The sequence below is a fragment of the Galbibacter pacificus genome, assembly GCF_029603165.1.
GTDB lineage: Bacteria > Bacteroidota > Bacteroidia > Flavobacteriales > Flavobacteriaceae > Galbibacter > Galbibacter pacificus.
In genome coordinates, this window is the sequence record NZ_JAQSVC010000007.1 from 76,601 (window position 1) to 94,772 (window position 18,172).

General features: G+C 39.2%; 10 protein-coding genes. 4 read left to right on the forward strand and 6 right to left on the reverse strand.

Annotation, left to right across the window (positions count from 1 at the left end):
• Nucleotides 1-23: 23 nt before the first annotated feature.
• The 6 genes from PSF86_RS16505 to PSF86_RS16530 all read right to left on the reverse strand — a co-directional run bounded on the left by PSF86_RS16505 (nucleotide 24) and on the right by PSF86_RS16530 (nucleotide 12,257).
• Nucleotides 24-1,628: a RagB/SusD family nutrient uptake outer membrane protein gene (locus tag PSF86_RS16505; RefSeq protein WP_277901198.1), complete on the reverse strand. Its 1,605-nt coding sequence runs from the start codon at nucleotides 1,626-1,628 to the stop codon at nucleotides 24-26.
• An 11-nt stretch (nucleotides 1,629-1,639) separates the two neighbouring features.
• Nucleotides 1,640-4,729, reverse strand: coding sequence for a SusC/RagA family TonB-linked outer membrane protein (locus PSF86_RS16510; protein WP_277901199.1), 3,090 nt, complete (start codon nucleotides 4,727-4,729; stop codon nucleotides 1,640-1,642).
• Nucleotides 4,730-4,969: 240 nt separating this feature from the next.
• The gene (locus PSF86_RS16515; RefSeq protein ID WP_277901200.1) at nucleotides 4,970-6,403 is read right to left on the reverse strand and encodes an alpha-amylase; all 1,434 of its coding nucleotides are present in this window, start codon (nucleotides 6,401-6,403) and stop codon (nucleotides 4,970-4,972) included.
• A 214-nt stretch (nucleotides 6,404-6,617) separates the two neighbouring features.
• Nucleotides 6,618-7,688, reverse strand: coding sequence for a SusF/SusE family carbohydrate-binding protein (locus PSF86_RS16520; protein WP_277901201.1), 1,071 nt, complete (start codon nucleotides 7,686-7,688; stop codon nucleotides 6,618-6,620).
• Between the two features lie 16 nt (nucleotides 7,689-7,704).
• Nucleotides 7,705-9,333: a RagB/SusD family nutrient uptake outer membrane protein gene (locus PSF86_RS16525; protein ID WP_277901202.1), complete on the reverse strand. Its 1,629-nt coding sequence runs from the start codon at nucleotides 9,331-9,333 to the stop codon at nucleotides 7,705-7,707.
• 11 nt (nucleotides 9,334-9,344) lie between these two features.
• Nucleotides 9,345-12,257 (reverse strand): SusC/RagA family TonB-linked outer membrane protein, encoded by a 2,913-nt coding sequence (locus tag PSF86_RS16530; protein ID WP_277901203.1) that lies wholly within the window; start codon nucleotides 12,255-12,257, stop codon nucleotides 9,345-9,347.
• Nucleotides 12,258-12,556: 299 nt separating this feature from the next.
• On the opposite strand from PSF86_RS16530, the gene PSF86_RS16535 reads away from it, so the two are divergent.
• The 4 genes from PSF86_RS16535 to PSF86_RS16550 all read left to right on the forward strand — a co-directional run bounded on the left by PSF86_RS16535 (nucleotide 12,557) and on the right by PSF86_RS16550 (nucleotide 18,127).
• Nucleotides 12,557-13,579 carry a LacI family DNA-binding transcriptional regulator gene (locus PSF86_RS16535; RefSeq protein WP_277901204.1) on the forward strand — a complete coding sequence of 341 codons (1,023 nt, stop codon included), beginning with the start codon at nucleotides 12,557-12,559 and terminating at the stop codon, nucleotides 13,577-13,579.
• 208 nt (nucleotides 13,580-13,787) lie between these two features.
• Nucleotides 13,788-15,161 carry an MFS transporter gene (locus tag PSF86_RS16540; protein WP_277901205.1) on the forward strand — a complete coding sequence of 458 codons (1,374 nt, stop codon included), beginning with the start codon at nucleotides 13,788-13,790 and terminating at the stop codon, nucleotides 15,159-15,161.
• A gap of 10 nt (nucleotides 15,162-15,171) precedes the next feature.
• Nucleotides 15,172-15,831, forward strand: a complete 660-nt coding sequence (gene pgmB, locus PSF86_RS16545; protein WP_277901206.1) for a beta-phosphoglucomutase — start codon at nucleotides 15,172-15,174, stop codon at nucleotides 15,829-15,831.
• Between the two features lies 1 nt (nucleotide 15,832).
• The gene (locus PSF86_RS16550) at nucleotides 15,833-18,127 is read left to right on the forward strand and encodes a glycoside hydrolase family 65 protein (protein ID WP_277901207.1); all 2,295 of its coding nucleotides are present in this window, start codon (nucleotides 15,833-15,835) and stop codon (nucleotides 18,125-18,127) included.
• The last annotated feature ends 45 nt before the right edge of the window (nucleotides 18,128-18,172 follow it).

The window sequence follows — 18,172 nt, forward strand, 5'->3', positions numbered from 1 at the left end:
TTCAAAATAGTACAAAACACGCGTTAGTATCCTTCGTTTTGTATTAAATTAGGATTTGTAATAATGGCAGTTTCCGGAATTGGGAACAATACCCTAAATTCTTCGGTATTGTCTTTAAATTCCCATGTATCGGTAAATGTACCAAACCGGATCTGGTCGTTACGCCTCCAATATTCTCCATAAAGTTCCCTTCCGCGTTCGTCCAGTAAATCTTGCTCTGTTAAAGAACCAAGGGGAGTAGCGCCCCTAATAGTCCTTAACTCATTTACCAAGGTAAGGGCATCTTCACCAGAAGAGCCACCGCGCATGATAGCTTCTGCCTTCATTAAATGAGCGTCGGCATACCTATATAATACCATATGTGTGGCAAAAGAACCGTTTACGGGGCTGTACTTAAGAACCCTGATTCCTGTTCTTTCATTGTTGCCCAGTAAGCCGGGAAGTTCTTTGGAATAAACAAGGTCATTTCCTTGCCTGTCTTTTAGTTTCTCTCCGTTGGGGCCATATTGTTGCCCTATTAAGAAGCCAAAACCAATATTAGAGCCATCTTTTATTCCATCTTCATCAATGTCATCGTCTGGCAGATTGTCCTCATCATCACCATCTGGCTGATCGGACGGAACACCTGCCAATGGAACGTAACCCCTTCTTTCTTCTTGTCCCGATCCGGGCGTGTTTATATTTGGGTCTCCTTCAAATAGGTCGTAGAATTCGGCCAAAGTTGTAAAGCCGTTCCACCCTCCACCGGTATTATCGGGTGCACCTTGGTTGTAATGAAGTCCGTTCCATATACGGGAACCTATATCAGAAGTTGTAAAAAAGATGGTTTCGGTGTCTGTATCATTGGTAAATAATTCAAAATAGCCTTCTTGAAGAGCAAACCCGTCTGCCTGAATATCGTCTACCAATTCAACTACTTGGGTCATATCGGCTGGATTTGGGCTTTCTGCCCCCGTATAGATATGCTTGTTTAGATATAGCTTGGCAAGCAAATAGCGGGCAGATGCCTTGGATGCTTTTATTAATCCTTCGCCAGGGCCTGTACTTGGCAGATCAGAAATTGCTTCGGTTAAATCCTTAACAGCAAACTCATAGGCTTCGGTCCTTGTCATTACCGAAGGGTTTACATCTGGCCCATCTTGTGGCGACCTAAAAGGAACTTGACCGAATAGATCCATTAACCAAAACATGCTATAAGCTCTAATAAATTTTGCTTCGGCCGCTTGTTGGGGCGTGGGCTCGCTCAATGGGTCAATAATGGTTGTAGCATTATATACATTTGAATTTAATGCATTCCATGTGTTTTTGATAAGATTATGTGTTGTGCTCCAAGTATGGCCGTGCAATGACCTCCATACTCCATTATCGCCCCAGTCGGTACCTCTAGTGGGGACTAAGAATTCATCTGACGACACTTCGATAATTCCATACATGTCTTCCTGTGTCTGAACTTGACCTCTTACAGAATTGTACAGGTTTTCTAAGCTTTCTGTTGCATCCACTCCTGTAAATTCGCCCGACAGATTTGGAAAACGAGAGTCAGTTTCTTCAATTTCCAAATCGGTACAGCCGGAAATTCCGAGAAGAAGAGCAATGATTAATAAATTATATATTTTTGATGTTTTCATTTGTCAATTTTTTAAAAAGTTGCATTAATTCCAAACGTAATCGTTCTCGGTCTTGGAAAACTTGTGTAATCTATCCCCAAAGAAGGAATGTCGTTTAAAGGTTTTGGAGTGTTTACTTCTGGGTCTAAACCAGTATAATCTGTAATTACAAATAGATTTTGTCCAGTTACGTTAAACCTTAAAGCATCGAGAAACCAACCTTCTCTTATCGGGAAGTTATAGCCAATGGATGCATTTTGCAATCTTACAAAATCTCCTTTCTCCAAGAACCTTGTGGAAACGTCGGGTGCATTGGCGGGCGATTCACCATTTGTCAATACATTTTGGGTAACATTTTTACCACTGCCTATAATACCTGCGGTAAAGAAGGCATTGGCATTGTTATTATAAATATACTGCCCAAATTGCCCCGTAAAGAATGCATTGAAATCCCAGTTTTTGTACGATAAGCTGGTAGAAAGCCCAGAAGTTACTTTTGGTAAGGCACTTTTATCAACAAATTCCTGTATGTCCCCATTTGGGTATACGGAAATACCATTTTCATCATATCCTCCAAATTTTCTTAGGTAGTAAGAAAACAAAGGATATCCTCCAGTTAATAATTGCGCATAGGCTCCGGTTAATCCGTTACCATTAATGGCACCAGTTTGGATTTGCCCATCAAAGTTCTTAACCATATTATCGTTGTATGCAATATTAAATCCTAGGTTCCAGTTTAAGTTATCTGCTTGGATTAAGTCGTAATTAATTGCAAATTCAATACCCTTATTAATAACATCGGCATCTACATTGCCAAAATAAAAGGGTTGAGGCGAGGGCTGGGCAGCTTCCTGTTTTAACAATAGGTCTTTGGTTGTTTTATGGTAAAGGTCAATACTACCGTTTAAACGTTCGTTCATAAACCCAAAATCAATCCCTATGTTTGCTTGTGCGGTTTCTTCCCATTTAAGCGTACTGTCGGGAAATGCAACCAATCCAAGTGTTGGAGGGTTAACATCTCCACCATTGCTAATACCAATACCGCCAAAACGTTGTCTATAGGTAAAATTTCCATATCCTAAACCATCCTGATTACCGGTAATACCATATCCTAAACGAAGTTTAAGTGTGGAAAAGGTTTCTCCCACAAAATCTTCTTGATCGAGCCTCCATGCAAAAGCTCCGGAAGGAAAATAACCATATCTATTATCGGGTCCAAATCTAGAAGATCCATCGGCTCGTAGTGTAAAAGTGAAAATATACTTTTCCATGAGCGTGTAATTAACCCTTCCAAAATAAGATTGTAACTCATCGGTATAATCATAGGTATCGGCCGCCACCGCAGTTAAGGGTACACCCGAAGGAGCGGATAGAGCTTCGTTTCCTGATATTTCTGGGAATAAACGGTTAACAAAAAGCCCGTCTGCATCATATCCATATTGTTGATACGATCCTGTAATTGAGTTTTCTATGATATTTCTGGACATTTCCAGTTCGTCGAACATTTCGTCCATGTTCCTTGATGAGTATCCAAAGCCTTGGACAGTTCTCCCGGCTGTTTTAAAACTTTGATAAGAATATCCAACCAAAACTTCCAACTTAGAATTGCTAAAATCCTTTGTATAGTTAAGGGTGGCATCGAATAATTCGTTTTTATTGTAATTATTGGCAAAGAAGCCTTTACCATTTACCGGTGCCCCATTACTTAATCCAGTAATATTACCGGACAATGCCTGGTTTTTTTCTGCGGAAGACTCGTCGTACCCTAAATTGATTTTAGCTTTTAAACCTTCAATGATTTCATACTCTGCCGAAATATTTGCCAGATACCTGTTTGTATTGGTCATGTCTTTAAAATATTCCAAAGCCTGTGAAGGAATTATATCATTACCTGTTGAAAAAGTCGGGTCTGTAGGCCATGTTGGATTGGCAAAATACGTAGCACCCAATAAATCTCCGGTAGAACCTGCTGTATTTGTAATCATTGGAGCATCGTCATTCACTCTGGAAATTGTACCGTTAAAATCAATTTTTAGCTTATCGTCTAAAAAGCGTTGAGAAAGGTTTACCCTTCCTGTAATTCTTTCTTGAGCCGAGTTTCTTATGATTCCGTTTTGATCGCTATAGCTAAATGAAGCCCTAACAAAACCAGAACCGTAATTGTTGGAATATGCCAAGTTTTGATCTGTAGAAAAAGCAGTTCTCATTAAATAATCCTGCCAATCTGTATCTGCTCCAAAATCCAAGGCGCTTCTATCGCCCCCATATTGATCTATTGCATCAAGGTATTGTTCCCTGTCTAGTAAGTCGAATGTTTTTGCGGCTACAGAAACACTGGTATTTGAAGAAAACTCAAACTTTCCGCCCTGGCCTGCTTTTCCGCTTTTGGTAGTAATTAAAATAACCCCATTGGCGGCACGGGAACCATAAATAGCCGTTGCAGAGGCATCTTTTAAAACGGTCATGCTCTCAATGTCGTTCGGATTTAGGAAATTCAATGGGTTTTTTGCCGAACTTGTACCTGCTCCTAGATCGGCTCCATCAGCGGCAGTATTATTTCCGGCTAGGGGAACTCCATCTACTACAAATAAAGGATTGTTGTTTGAGCGGACAGAAGCGGTACCTCTAATCCTAACTTGAACACCTGCTCCTGGTTCGCCACTGGTTTGGGTAATCTGTACTCCGGCAGTTTTACCTTGAATGAGTTGTTCGGGAGAAGCAATAACGCCTTGGTTAAAATCTTCCGACCCAACAACGGCAACAGCTCCGGTAGCATCTTCTTTGGTCGTGGTACCATATCCAATTACTATTACCTCGTCCAGTGCCTGTGCATCTTCTGTTAAGGTTGCATTAATGGTAGATTGCCCGTTTACCGGGATTTCCTTACTGGAAAAACCTACATAACTGAATACCAAAACAGCACCCGATGCAACATTGTCCAAGGTGTAATTTCCGTCAAAATCTGTTTGCGTTCCATTTGATGTTCCTTTTACCAGAACATTGGCCCCAGGAAGTGGGCCGGTTGCGTCAGAGACTGTTCCACTTACAGTCTGGGCTTTAGCCATGCTGAAACACAGAAATGCTCCAACAAGGACTAAGCCTTTCAGAAAATTGTTCTTCATACAATTAAATTTTAAAGTTCAAATAGTTAGCTTCATTTAACACGGTGTCTAGCCGTTTTCTTTGTGTAAGGTGGTTTTTTACTATTTAAAACGACTGTATTTTAATGTTAAATAGTTTTAAAATTATGTGAATATATGAAAATATTACAAGTTATATGATAGAAATATAAAAAAAATAGCTAAAATTTTAACGTAACAATAATTGTTGTTTTTACTTTTAAATGATGTGTGTATTGCCTATTATTTTGTTGGGGTAACAGACCAAATAGTATAACTATTTGCAGGTACTTCAATATAAGCTTCTCCATTTGTATCTGAAAGGGATGTAGCCATTGAATTTAGGCTATAATCCATTAAATAACTGTTGTTCCAGTTGGTTTTTATCAATCGTTTTTTAATGTTTTCAGAAGTGTTGATGTATAAAATTAATCCGGGGTTTTCGGCATTGCCTTTTCTTTTCATAATATATTCATCGTTATCTACATACAAGATTTCTGTTTCACCTGAAGCTAAACTATTATGGATTTTAATTAGCTGTTTCAGTTGTTCTTTAAAATCTTCGTTTTCATAATCAGTATAAAAAATAGTTGGATATCCCGGGTGCGTCAATATATAGGCATAGGCTTTTAGCTTGTTTTCTGAGGAAATATTGTTGTCTTCGTTGGTATCTTTCTCTGTATCATGATTTGCAGTAAAAGTTACTGCTTTGTCTGGGTGTGTTTGCCAAAGCATTTCTTTTTCAAGGTATGTCAAGTCGTTATACCTGTCTAGGGCTTCATCAAGTTTGTAGAAAGTTGAGAAATCAAAAACGCCACTATCGGTTTCGTTTATGTAGTTTGCCAATACTTCTGGGTTTCCGTCCCAAAGCTCGCTTACGGAGAAACCTCCTACTTCGTCAAGCCACATTTTTACTACCAATGGTTCGTAGCCCAAGACATAATCAAAGCGCCAGCCATCAAACCCCATTACGTTTTTATAGTATTTGGCTACCGAATTATCTTTTTTCCATAACCAGTTTTGTACATATTCTTGATGATGATCTAAATTTTGTTCGGGATAAAACAAGCTCCCATCATCATAATTGCTAGTGCTGTTTGGATAGAAGTTTTCATAATTTCTATTGAACATTCCCGATGCATTTCCATGTGTTTCATCAAAAAGGGTATAAGTATTTTTATCGCGGTAGGGGTTGTATTCTTCGCCTCCTCCTGAATTATGATTGATAACGATATCGGCAATTACTTCCAGGTCATTGTTATGTGCTTTGGTAATTAAATTCTCCAATTCTTCACGGCTTCCAAAACGGGTTTTTACGGTAGCATGTTGCTCAAATTCGCCAAAGTCAAAATAGTCGGAAGGATCGTACCCCATGGAATAGCCGCCAGATTGCCCTTTTGTAGCTACAGGAAGCCATAATCTGTTAATTCCCGAAGCGCTCCAGTCATCGACTTTTTCAGAAAGTATGTTCCACCATTCACCTCTGGGTTCTACGTCCCAATAAAAAGCTTGCATCATTACCCGGCTTCCATTGTCGATACTGGAAAGATCCAAAGGAACCAGTTCAATATTGGTTGGGGTTTCGTCGGGGTCGGGGCTCGTGACTTGGTCGTCGTTAGTGCATGCACACATCCATAAAGCAAAAAAGGGAAGTATAAAAGAAATTTTAGTTTTCATCTGTATAAAATTTTTAAGACATTCGGCAATTCGCAAAAATTCTATTCATGTCGGTTGGTAAATTTCTGCATGAAAAAATTTATGCTCATCTCATAATTGAAGAATTTATTTTTAATGGAAATTTATGTATGTCAAAAACGGAAGACATATACATTTACATCTTCCGCTTTCTACTAACTATATATACAAAAGATTTTGCGTACTGTTTGTAAAATTACAATGCTTCCAAGCTGTATTCCAGCGTGTCGAAATTCACTGTAATATTATAATTTCCGGCTGTTACAGGAATGTTGTCTCCTCCATTATCTATGGTTCCATCGGTTCCATTGTCGCCAAAATTTACACCCCAGTCATTGTTTAAGCGAAATTTAATTTCACCATCGGTAAGCGTGGTTGTTGCATTCCAGGTATTTGTTGCGGCATCAAACGTTAAAGGGGCATCCGGGCCATCCCATCCGTTTGGAGTTGCGTCGCCCACTAACCCCCATGAATATGGCTCTAATGAATATGTAAGTTCGTTTGTGTTAAATGCTATTTTATAGGAGCCTGCCGTAACTTTAATATTGTCGCCTGCATCCTCTAAAGTGCCATCGGCTCCGGTATCTCCATAATTGCTGGCCCAATCGTTGTTCTCTCTAAATTTAATTTCGCCATCTGTCAAGTTAACATATGCCATAATAACATCTGGGTCGTCTGTTTTAATAAAAGGTACATCTGGGCCGTCCCATCCATTTGGAGCGGCATCGCCCACAACCCCCCATGTGGTTAAAAGGTCATTGGTATTATCGTTATCGTTGGCTTCAACCAAAACTACATTAATAGGTACTGCTTCTGAAAGTTGTTCTACAGTGTTGGCAGCATCGTTGCCTACATAGGCCCTTACACGAAAATAGAGTGTCCCGGTGTTGGGCGCTTCTGTTTCGGGATCATTGTCCAGCCCGGCATCAGTAGCCAAATCCAACATGTTTTTTACGGTAACGCCATAATTGGTTTCTGTTATATCGTTGGCAAGTGCATCAATACTTTCAAAGCTTTCTGTGATTGCTGCTTGCAATTCGTATTTTATCGGGGTAGGGGCATCAAAATCTACCGCATTCCAAATAAAGCGTTCAGCTAGATTGTCGCCATTTTCCGCACTTATTGAATAGGCATCCAAAAAAGTATTTTCAAAGGCTATTCCGTCCGGATCGGGTTTGGCAATAAAGGTAAAGTCATCGTCGCTGGAACAAGCATAAAAGCTTATTGATGCTACGATTATAACGAAAAGGTATGTTGTTTTTTTCATTTTTCTTGATGTTTTGTTAGTAACCAGGATTTTGAGTTAGATTGGTATTTATGGAAATAATATTTGCAGGTAACGGAAACAGGTTTCTGTATGAATCTACAGCGGCCCCATTCTTTACGCCTCCTTTAAAAGGCCATACGTAGCTTGCGGTTGTAAACAAATTGTAACGAATTAAATCTGTTCTTCTTTGTCCTTCCCAATAGAGTTCACGTGCTCTTTCATTCAGTACAAAGCTTAATGTTAAATCGCCAGAAGCAATGTTGCCATTGGTATTTCCATAGGCACGTGTTCTTAATTGATTGATATAACTTACGGCGGTATTTACATTGCCACCAGAACCGCCTCTAAGAACTGCTTCGGCATAATTAAGATAGATTTCTGCCAAACGGATTAACGGAAGGTCGGTATCTACAAAATCGCCTCCGGCATCGCTTCCTGGATTTCCTTCAGAAGTAACATTTTTAAATTTGGTAATTGCATAACCATCAGTAAATGTATTGGCAATGGTATTAATCTCATAACTCTGACCATCGGTATAAAATAGGGCCCTTGTGTCTTCCCATGCTGTAGGGAAGCCATCGTCGTTAAAAGTTGTAGCGGCATCATCAAATTTTTCAACCAAAGCACTGGTGGTACGGTTACCGCCCCAGCCACCATTAACCCCAAAGAGTGAAGGGTCCATATCGCCACCAATGGCAGCGTGTACTAAAAAAGTAGTTCCTCCGTATGTGCGCGATTGATTTCCGTCAAAATTAATGGCGAAGATAAATTCGTTTTGGGCTCCGTTTGCATTGTTGTCTGCTAGAAAAAGTTCGTCGTAGGCCGAACCATTTCCATTGGCATCATTGGTGTTGATACTGTAAGATGAAACAATTGCTTTTTCTGAATAGGTAACCGCTTCGGTATATTTGTTTTCTCCTGTCCAGACTTCTGCATTTAGGTATAATTTAGAAAGTAACGCCCAAGCTGCAACACGGTCTACGCGGCCATATTCGTTAGCCTGACTTTCTTTAAGCAGGTCTTGGATCTCAAGTAATTCTGATTCTACATACTGAAAAATTTCAGTCCGGTTGCTTTGTTCCGGGAGCTCTGTAGAAACAAGTGTTACCAAAGGAACGTTTCCATATAAATCAATTAAGTTATAATAAGCAAAGGCTCTTAAAAAACGTGCTTCCGCAATAAAGTATTGCACTTCGGTATCTTCGGCCAAGCTTTCGGCATTTTCAATAAATGAATTGCAAAAAGATACTTCTTGTGCCAAGCGGTAATACATAGCCGCAGTAAAGTCATTGCTGGAATCCCAATTCATTTCATGTAAATTAGGAAGTCCGGGATCTCCCCAACCTACCACAGCATTGTCGGTAGTTAACTCGTTGAGGTTGAATAGCATTCTTGAATATTGCGAGGTTCCTTCGTCAATTCCCGTAATATCGGCTTGTCCAGCAGGACCTTCTTGTCCTGTAAGTGCTAAACTGGCATACAATTTTGCGAGGGCTCCTTTAGCTTCATCGGCATTGGCAAACACATTTTGCTCTGTAAAGCTATCGGGATCTATTGTTGGATCTTGGTTGAGGTCATCATGACAGCCGCTAAAAAGAGCGCTTGTTATAGCTAAAAAGGTTAGTATTTTATATGTCTTTTTCATCGTGTCTTAATTTAAAAATTTAGGTTTACTCCAAATACAAACGATCGTGGCCTTGGGTAGAAATTGTTGTCAATCCCCCCGTTTATTTCAGGGTCTAAACCATTGTAATTTGTAACAATGAGTACGTTTTGAGCCGACCCATAAAACCTAAGATTGGTGTTCTCTATAAAGTCACGAAGCGTATAACCTAATGTGATATTATCTATTTTGAAAAAAGAGGCATTTTGCACATAATAATCGCTTTCTAGGTTAACTTCGGTCAATGCTTTAAAACCTGTGTTGTAATAATCGGTATGCAGGTTGGTAAGAATACTGTTTTCGGTAGCCCTACGCTCATAACTTTTGCTGGATGCCATGTTGTTGTATACATAGTTTCCTAAATTGGCCCGTGTTACTACTGCCAAGTCCCAGTTTTTGTAATTCAAATTGGTATTTAAGCCCATAATTACATCGGCGTAGGGGTTTTTGTATAAATAACGGTCGTCGTTATTAATTTGGTTATCCCCGTTTCTGTCTACAACAGCACCTTCAATTGGTCTTCCGTTTTCATCATAAACTTGCTTGTAGACCCAAAAACTATAAGGAGCATATCCTTCTTTGTGAAGTTGAATCCTGTTTCCTGTTCCTCCATTGATTTCTCCAACTTCTACTTGATCGGGAAGGTTGGTAAGCTCGTTATCGTTAAAAGAAATATTGTAGCCGATGCTCCAGTTAAAATTGTCGGTTTGTACTGGAATTGCATTTAATTCAAACTCAATTCCTTTATTTACCATATCTCCAATATTTTTTTGAATGGAGTTGGAAAAGTTAGTAAAAGGGTCTACCGTAACATTACTGATCAGGTTTTCGGTTTTTTTGATGTATGCATTGACAGAACCAGAGATTCTTCTGTTTAAAATGCCGTAATCTATACCTGCATTGAGCGTGTTGCCAACTTCCCATCTTAAATTTTCGTTATAGGCCTCCGGTCGAAAGGTTTGATAAAAGCTATTGCCGAATTGATAATTGGCATTCGATTGACTTTGCGTATATCGGGTTAGGTATAAATAATCAGAAAGACCGGATACATTTCCAATTTCCCCGTAACCAATTCTCAGCTTCAACTCGTTTATAACTTCAGAACCTTCAAGAAACTGTTCGTTGTTGATGTTCCACGCAAACGCAAACGAAGGAAAATAACCCCAACGGTCATTTGGATTTAGTTTAGAAGAGGCATCTGCCCTTAATGTGGCTGTAAACAAATAACGGCTGTCGAAATTATAATTTAACCTCCCAAAATAGGAAAGTAAAACGCTTTTGTTTTTATTAATTGTAGTAGGAGGGATGCCATCTTCTTCTTTTTCACTGTCATAATTATTATCGTCTTCTTCAAAGCTTTGGTATGAATACCCAACTACTGCATTTAAGCTATTTTTGTCATTAAAATCTTTAACGTAGGTTGCATAAGCATCAAAGAGCTTATTGGTTGCAATGTTTCTGTAGTTGGAAAAAGATCCATTCCAGTCAGATTGCGAAGAAGGCATCTGGTCGGAAACAATGGTTCTTCCATGGCTGTTGGATTTATCGATACCAACATTAATAGTTGCTGTAATATCTGGGAAAAAGTGAAGCTTGTAGTCTACTTTTGCATTCCCGATAAAACGCCTTACTTCAGCGGTATCATCTTTTAAGTTTACAAGTGCCACGGGATTTGTAGGCGCTAAATTATTTTGTACACTATCTGCGTTAAGCCAGGTAAAATAACCACCAAAGGGAGAATTTGGATCGTAAATAGCCTGTGTGGGATCGAAATCTACCGAAGCCCCAATAGCATCTCTGTTGGCAAATGCGTTTTCGGTATATGAGCCGCGACCGTTTAATTCTATTTTTAAATGGTCGTCCAGAAAACTCGGGCGGAGATTTACAGAACCGGTGGTCCTGGAAAAATTATCACCTTTTAAAACCCCATCTTGATTGGTATACCCTACCGATGCACGTATAGGCATAAAACCGGCAATGTTCCCGGTGGTGCTAAAATTGTGGTCAAACCCAAATGCTTGCCCGTAAATTTCATCTTGCCAATTGGTGTTGCTATTTCCTAATCGGTTTATGGCATTTTCATCGCCTATGTCATTAATGAGCGTCCTGAATTGATTGGCTTTCATTACAGCTACATAAGATGTTGGATCGTACAAGGTAGTCGAACCTGAATAACTAAATTTAAACTCGTTTCCTTTACCTTTCTTGGTGGTAATCATAATAACACCATTGGCAGCACGCGATCCATAAATGGCAGTTGCCGATGCGTCTTTTAAGACCGTCATGCTTTCTATGTCGTTCGGGTTGATAAAATTGAGCGGATTTCTGGAACCACCCACACCATCGCCATCGGCTAATGGAATACCGTCAACAACATATAACGGGGAGCTGCTTAAAGATAATGAACCTTGTCCGCGAATAATAATGTTTTGTCCTTCTCCGGGGGCACCGCCGCCCGAACTTATGGAAACACCGGCAACCTTTCCTTGAATTAATTGTTGCGGAGATAAAACAGGGCCTTGGTTAAAGTCTTTAGACGATACCAAATCGACCGCGCCGGTTACATCTTTTTTACGTACAGCCCCATAACCAATAACTACTACTTCTTCAAGTTGTTGTGTGTCTTCGGTTAAAGAGACATTTAGGGTGCTTCCACTAACGGTTGCCTCGCTGGTTGTAAACCCTATGTACGAAAACTGAAGAATGGTCCCATCTTCAGCTTCCATTTGAAAGTTCCCATCAAAATCGGTCGTTGTTCCCTTGGTACTTCCTTTTATAAGTACATTAACACCCGGGATGGGTGTTCCTGTAGCCGCTTCGGTGACCGTTCCGCTTACCGATTGTTGTGCAAAAGCACCCAATGGAACCAGGAAAGCCAGCAGCGTGAATTTCTGAATTAGCTTCATAGATTGTTAGATGATGATTTAATTAACAGTTAGCTTTATTTTTACTTCTCAATGTAAAACTGCTGTAAATTTTGGGTAAAGAAAACGTTTGAGCAAATCTCGAAACCTGCGAAATCGATGTAGTGTTTACAACTTTTTATTTTTTAACAGTTTGGCCCATAAACGAACCTTAATTTTCTATTTTGTAATAAAAGCAGGTCTTTTTTAAGAATTTTTCATTTTTGACCGTATAAAATATACTTGCAACAAACCTATTTTAGTGCGTACTTTTGTTGAATTGCAACCTTAAGCTCTATTCTATGAAAAAGAAAATAACAATGAAAGAAATAGCTAGGGAATTGGATGTTTCCATTTCCACGGTTTCCAAAGCCTTGAATAACAGTTCAGAAATCAGTCAGGATACCATAGATAAAGTTCAGGCCTTTGCAAAACTATATAACTACAAGCCCAATAATATTGCATTAAGTCTCAAGAACAAAAAAACCAAGAACATTGCAGTTATTATTCCGGAGATTGTGCATCATTTCTTTACAATGATTATAAGTGGAATAGAGCATAAGGCAAATGAATTGGGCTATAATGTAATTGTCTGCCTTTCAAACGAATCTTTTGCCAAAGAAGTCATCAATATGGAAACCATGGCAAATGGGAGCATAGACGGGTTTTTATTGTCATTATCAAAAGAAACTTTGTTGAAAAAAGATTTTCATCATTTACGGGAAGTCATTAATCAAGGAATGCCTTTGGTGATGTTCGATAGGATTTCTGATGAAATTTATTGTGATAAAGTTATTATTGACGATGCAAGAGCCTCCTATAATACTGTAAAGCACCTGGTATATTCCGGTTGTAACCGAATTGCCTTGCTAACAACACCCGATTATGTTTCTGTAGGGAAATTGCGTACTTCGGGTTATATCAATGCTTTAATGGACGAAGGGATAGAAATTGATGAAAAACTTATTGTTAAAATTGATAAAATAGAAGAACTTGAAGAAAAAGTGAAGGTACTTTTTGATACACAAACTTTTGATGCTGTTTTTGGAGTGAACGAATTGTATGCCGTGGTGGCCATGCGCGAGGCGCACAATAGAGGGTTTAAAATTCCGCAACAAATGAGTTTTGTAGGATTTAGCGATGGTATCTTGTCAAAATATGCCTATCCAACTTTAACCACAGTGGTACAACATGGTTACGAAATGGGGCAGAAAGCTGCAAAAATGCTTATCGACCGCCTCGAAAATGAAGATGATGACGGTAGCTATAAAACAGATGTTATTAAAACCTCAATTCTTCAAAGGGAATCTACCAAACCTATTTAACCAACAATTCAATAAGTACAGACGAAAAATTTTCGTAATATCTTTTCGTAAAGAATTTTACCTGGGCAATAGATGTTAAATAACTGCTTGGTAATAAAAAAATTGTATCTTCGCCAACATCAAAACTTATTTTTACTTCTCAATAAACTATATTTAAGTTTTGATAAGTCATAGCGCTTATCGTATTATAAATTAATACATTACGATAATGAAAAAGCGTATTTTAGGTTTCTGGGAAATATGGAACATGAGTTTCGGCTTTCTCGGGATACAATTTGGGTTTGCACTCCAAGGCGGGTTTATGTCGCGTATATTCCAAACACTAGGCGCCGACAAAGATAGCTTGCCTTTGTTATGGATTGCGGCTCCACTTACAGGATTGATCGTTCAGCCCATAATAGGTTATTTTAGTGATAAAACCTGGCATTCCAAGTTAGGAAGACGCCGGCCTTATTTTCTTTTTGGGGCTATATTGAGTTCTCTGGCCTTATTTTTTGTCCCGTACTCATCTGCTTTATGGATGGCAGCTGGCTTTTTATGGGTTTTAGATGCTTCCATAAACATTAGTATGGAACCTTTCAGGGCTTTAGTTGCCGATAAATTGCATGAATCGCAACGATCGTATGGGTTTGTAGTGCAGGCACTTATTATTGGTGTTGGAACATTGGTAGCTAGCAATTTGCCGTGGTTGGTCAATATTTTGGGAGTAAGTAACGAAGCGGCACCGGGAGTAGTGCCCATGTCGGTAAAAATAGCCTTTGGCATTGGGGCCGTAGTTTTTATAACCAGTATTTTATATACCATTTTTACTACTGATGAATACCCGCCCGAAGACATGGAGGCTTTTAAAGAAATGAAAGTTGCAAGCAGAGGGCGATTTGTGCAAGATATTTTTGAAAATATTGGAAAAATGCCTAAAACAATGGTAAAACTGGGCGTGGTCCAGTTTTTTAGCTGGTTTGCCTTTTTTACTATGTGGAGCATGGCCATGCCTGCATTGACCGAACATGTATATCAAGCACCGGCACCTGTGGAAAAAGCATTTAACTTGGAAAATATAGAACAGCAAAATGCTTTTAATGTGGCCAATAAAAAATACCAAGATGCATCAGACAAAGTAGGATCTGCAATGGGCATATATGGACTTTCGTCCATGGCTTTTGCTTTGGTTCTTGCTTTTTTCGCTTCAAAAAAACGCGTTAACAGGAAGAACACCCATATGTTTTCACTTATAATAGGCGGTATTGGGTTTATATCCATGTATTTTGCTACCAATTTATGGCACCTTTACGGGAGCTTTTTGTTGGTGGGAATAGCATGGGGAAGTATTTTATCAATGCCTTATGCCATGCTTTCCAGCGCTATCGATGCCAAAAAAATGGGCGTTTATATGGGGCTCTTTAATATGTTTATAGTATTGCCGCAAATTCTTGCCGCTTTAGGTGGAATTAATTATATGTATAAACTATTGGGCGATGCTACCATAAACGCTATGATGATAGCCGGTTTTTGTTTAATTCTGGCCGGTTTGGCAAACCTTCTTATAACAAATAAAAAAGCAATTGCTTACACTTTAGATTAATAAAAAATAAATGAAAAAAGAAAAAGGATTTATATTCGATTTGGACGGCGTAATTGTAGACACTGCTAAATTTCATTTTTTAGCATGGAAAAAAGCAGCGGCCGAATTTAACTTCGAGCTTACACCCGAGCTCAACGAAAAGTTGAAAGGCGTAAGCAGGATAGATTCATTAAATAAAATACTTAAATGGGCAAACGCATCGGTTACCAATGAAAAATTTGCCGAACTAAGTTCAGATAAAAATGAAGATTACCTGTCGTATGTACAAAAAATGACAAAAAAAGACATCCTTCCCGGTGTTTACAATGTTCTTAGTAACTTGAAAGAGGATAATTACCCAATGGCCTTGGGTTCTGCCAGTAAAAATGCCTCCACAATCCTGGAAAAAGTAGGCTTGCTGGATATGTTCGACAGTATTGTGGACGGAAATAGCGTAAGAAAAGCAAAACCAGATCCAGAGGTGTTTTTAATTGCCGCCAAAAACCTAAAAATCCCCCCGAAGAAATGTATTGTCTTTGAAGATTCCGAAGCCGGGATAACGGCTGCAAACAATGCCGGAATGATTTCCGTAGGAATTGGCAACAAGAAGCATTTGGGACATGCAGATTATATGTTTGACAATTTTAATGAAATAACATTTGATTTTTTAAAACAACTTCAACCAAAATAAAATGAATCAGGATTATATAGTGCCAAACGAATGGTCCTTAATTGAAGAAGGATTTCAGGCCGAAAAAGTAAAATCTTCCGAAAGTTTGTTCAGCATGGGGAACGGCGCCATGGGGCAACGCGCAAACTTTGAAGAACAATATTCGGGCGCCACTTTCCAGGGAAGTTACATTGCCGGGGTGTACTATCCCGATAAAACCAAAGTGGGTTGGTGGAAAAATGGCTATCCGGAATATTTTGCAAAAGTATTGAATGCTCCCAACTGGATTGGAATTAATATTGAAATTGAAGGCGTGCCGCTCGATTTATACACTTGCAAGTCGGTTAAAGATTTCCGGAGGGAATTGAACATGAAAGAAGGCTGGCACAAGCGGAGCTTCAAGGCCATTTTGCCCAACGATATAGAAATTGAAGTAACTGCAACCCGGTTTTTAAGCTTATATCTCGATGAGGTCGGCGCCATAAAGTACAACGTTACCCCTATTAACAAAAATGCCGAGGTTACTTTTATTCCCTATGTGGATGGTGGGATTACAAATGAAGACACAAACTGGGACGATGCTTTTTGGGACGTTTATGATGCCGATACCGAAGGAAATTTTGGATATGTAGTTTCTAAAACCAATAAAACAGAATTTCATGTATGCACGGGAATGGTAAGTAAAATTTTTCTGGACGAAAAACAACAGCAACCAACCCCCGAAATCAATAAGGAATTGTTGAAAACCAGTTTTGGTTATAAGGTAACTGCACAAAAGGGGCAAACTGCATCTATTGAAAAAATGGGCGGTTATGTAACTTCTTTAAACCACCAAAAGGTTAATTTAATCGAAGCTTCCATGAAGGTCCTGCAAAAAGCTTCGGGTCTTGGTTTTGAGGCCCTGCTTCAAAAACAAAAAGAGGCTTGGGCTGCCATTTGGCAAATGGCCGATATCACCATTGAAGGCGATGTAAAGGCGCAGCAGGGAATCCGGTTTAATATTTTTCACCTTAATCAGACCTATTCGGGAAAAGATGCCCGGTTAAATATTGGTCCGAAAGGCTTTACCGGAGAAAAATACGGCGGAAGTACATATTGGGACACCGAGGCATATTGCATTCCCTTTTACATGGCCACAAAAGACGATAAAGTTGCCCGGAATTTATTGGCATATCGGTTCAACCAACTGGAAAAGGCCATGGAAAATGCCGAAAAGCTTGGTTTTAAAAACGGTGCCGCTTTGTACCCAATGGTAACCATGAACGGCGAAGAATGCCACAACGAATGGGAAATTACCTTTGAAGAAATACACCGTAACGGAGCCATGGTATATGCCATTCATAATTATACACGTTATACGGGCGATTATGGTTATATTCTTGAGATGGGGCTTGAGGTCATGATTGCGATAGCACGTTTTTGGTATCAGCGGGCTAATTTTTCATCGGCAAAAAATAAATATGTTGTTTTAGGGGTTACCGGTCCCAACGAATACGAAAACAATGTCAATAATAACTGGTATACCAATTACATAGCAAAATGGTGCCTGGAATATGCTGCTGAAAATATTGAAAAGGTTAAAACCGACTTTGAAAAAGATTACAATAGAATTATAGATAAAACACAATTAGCTGCCAAAGAAGTAGCGCAGTGGCTCGATGTTGCCACAAACATGTATTTTCCGTACAGCGAAGACCACCAAGTGTTTTTGCAACAGGACGGTTTTTTGGACAAAGAGTTGATTACCGTTGAAAACTTACCAAAAGACCAACGCCCGATAAACCAAAAATGGTCATGGGACCGTATTTTACGTTCGCCCTATATAAAACAAGCCGATACACTGCAAGGGTTTTACTTTTTTGAAGACCGTTTCAGCAAGGAAGAATTAAAACGCCACTTCGATTTTTACGAACCCTTTACCGTTCATGAATCGTCGCTTTCGCCATGCGTTCACAGTATTCAGGCAGCCGTTTTGGACAGGATGGAACAGGCATATACATTCTATTTGCGGACCTCCCGCCTGGATTTAGACGATTATAACAAGGAAGTGCACGAAGGGCTTCATATTACTTCCATGGCCGGAACATGGATGAGCATTGTTGAAGGTTTTGGCGGTATGCGCGTAAGAGAAGGAAAACTTACTTTCCAACCGAGAATTCCTAAACAATGGAAAGGTTTTTCTTTTAAGGTGAATTTTAGGGGGCAGATCGTTAAAATAAATGTAACTCAAAACGGAACAGCTTTTACAACAGACGGAAAAAACGACTTGACAATTTTGTTGAACGGGAAAGAAACACTGATAAAAGCAAACCAATAAAGCATCTTTTTAAATAGATAATAAAATCCCTTTAAATAAATTGTG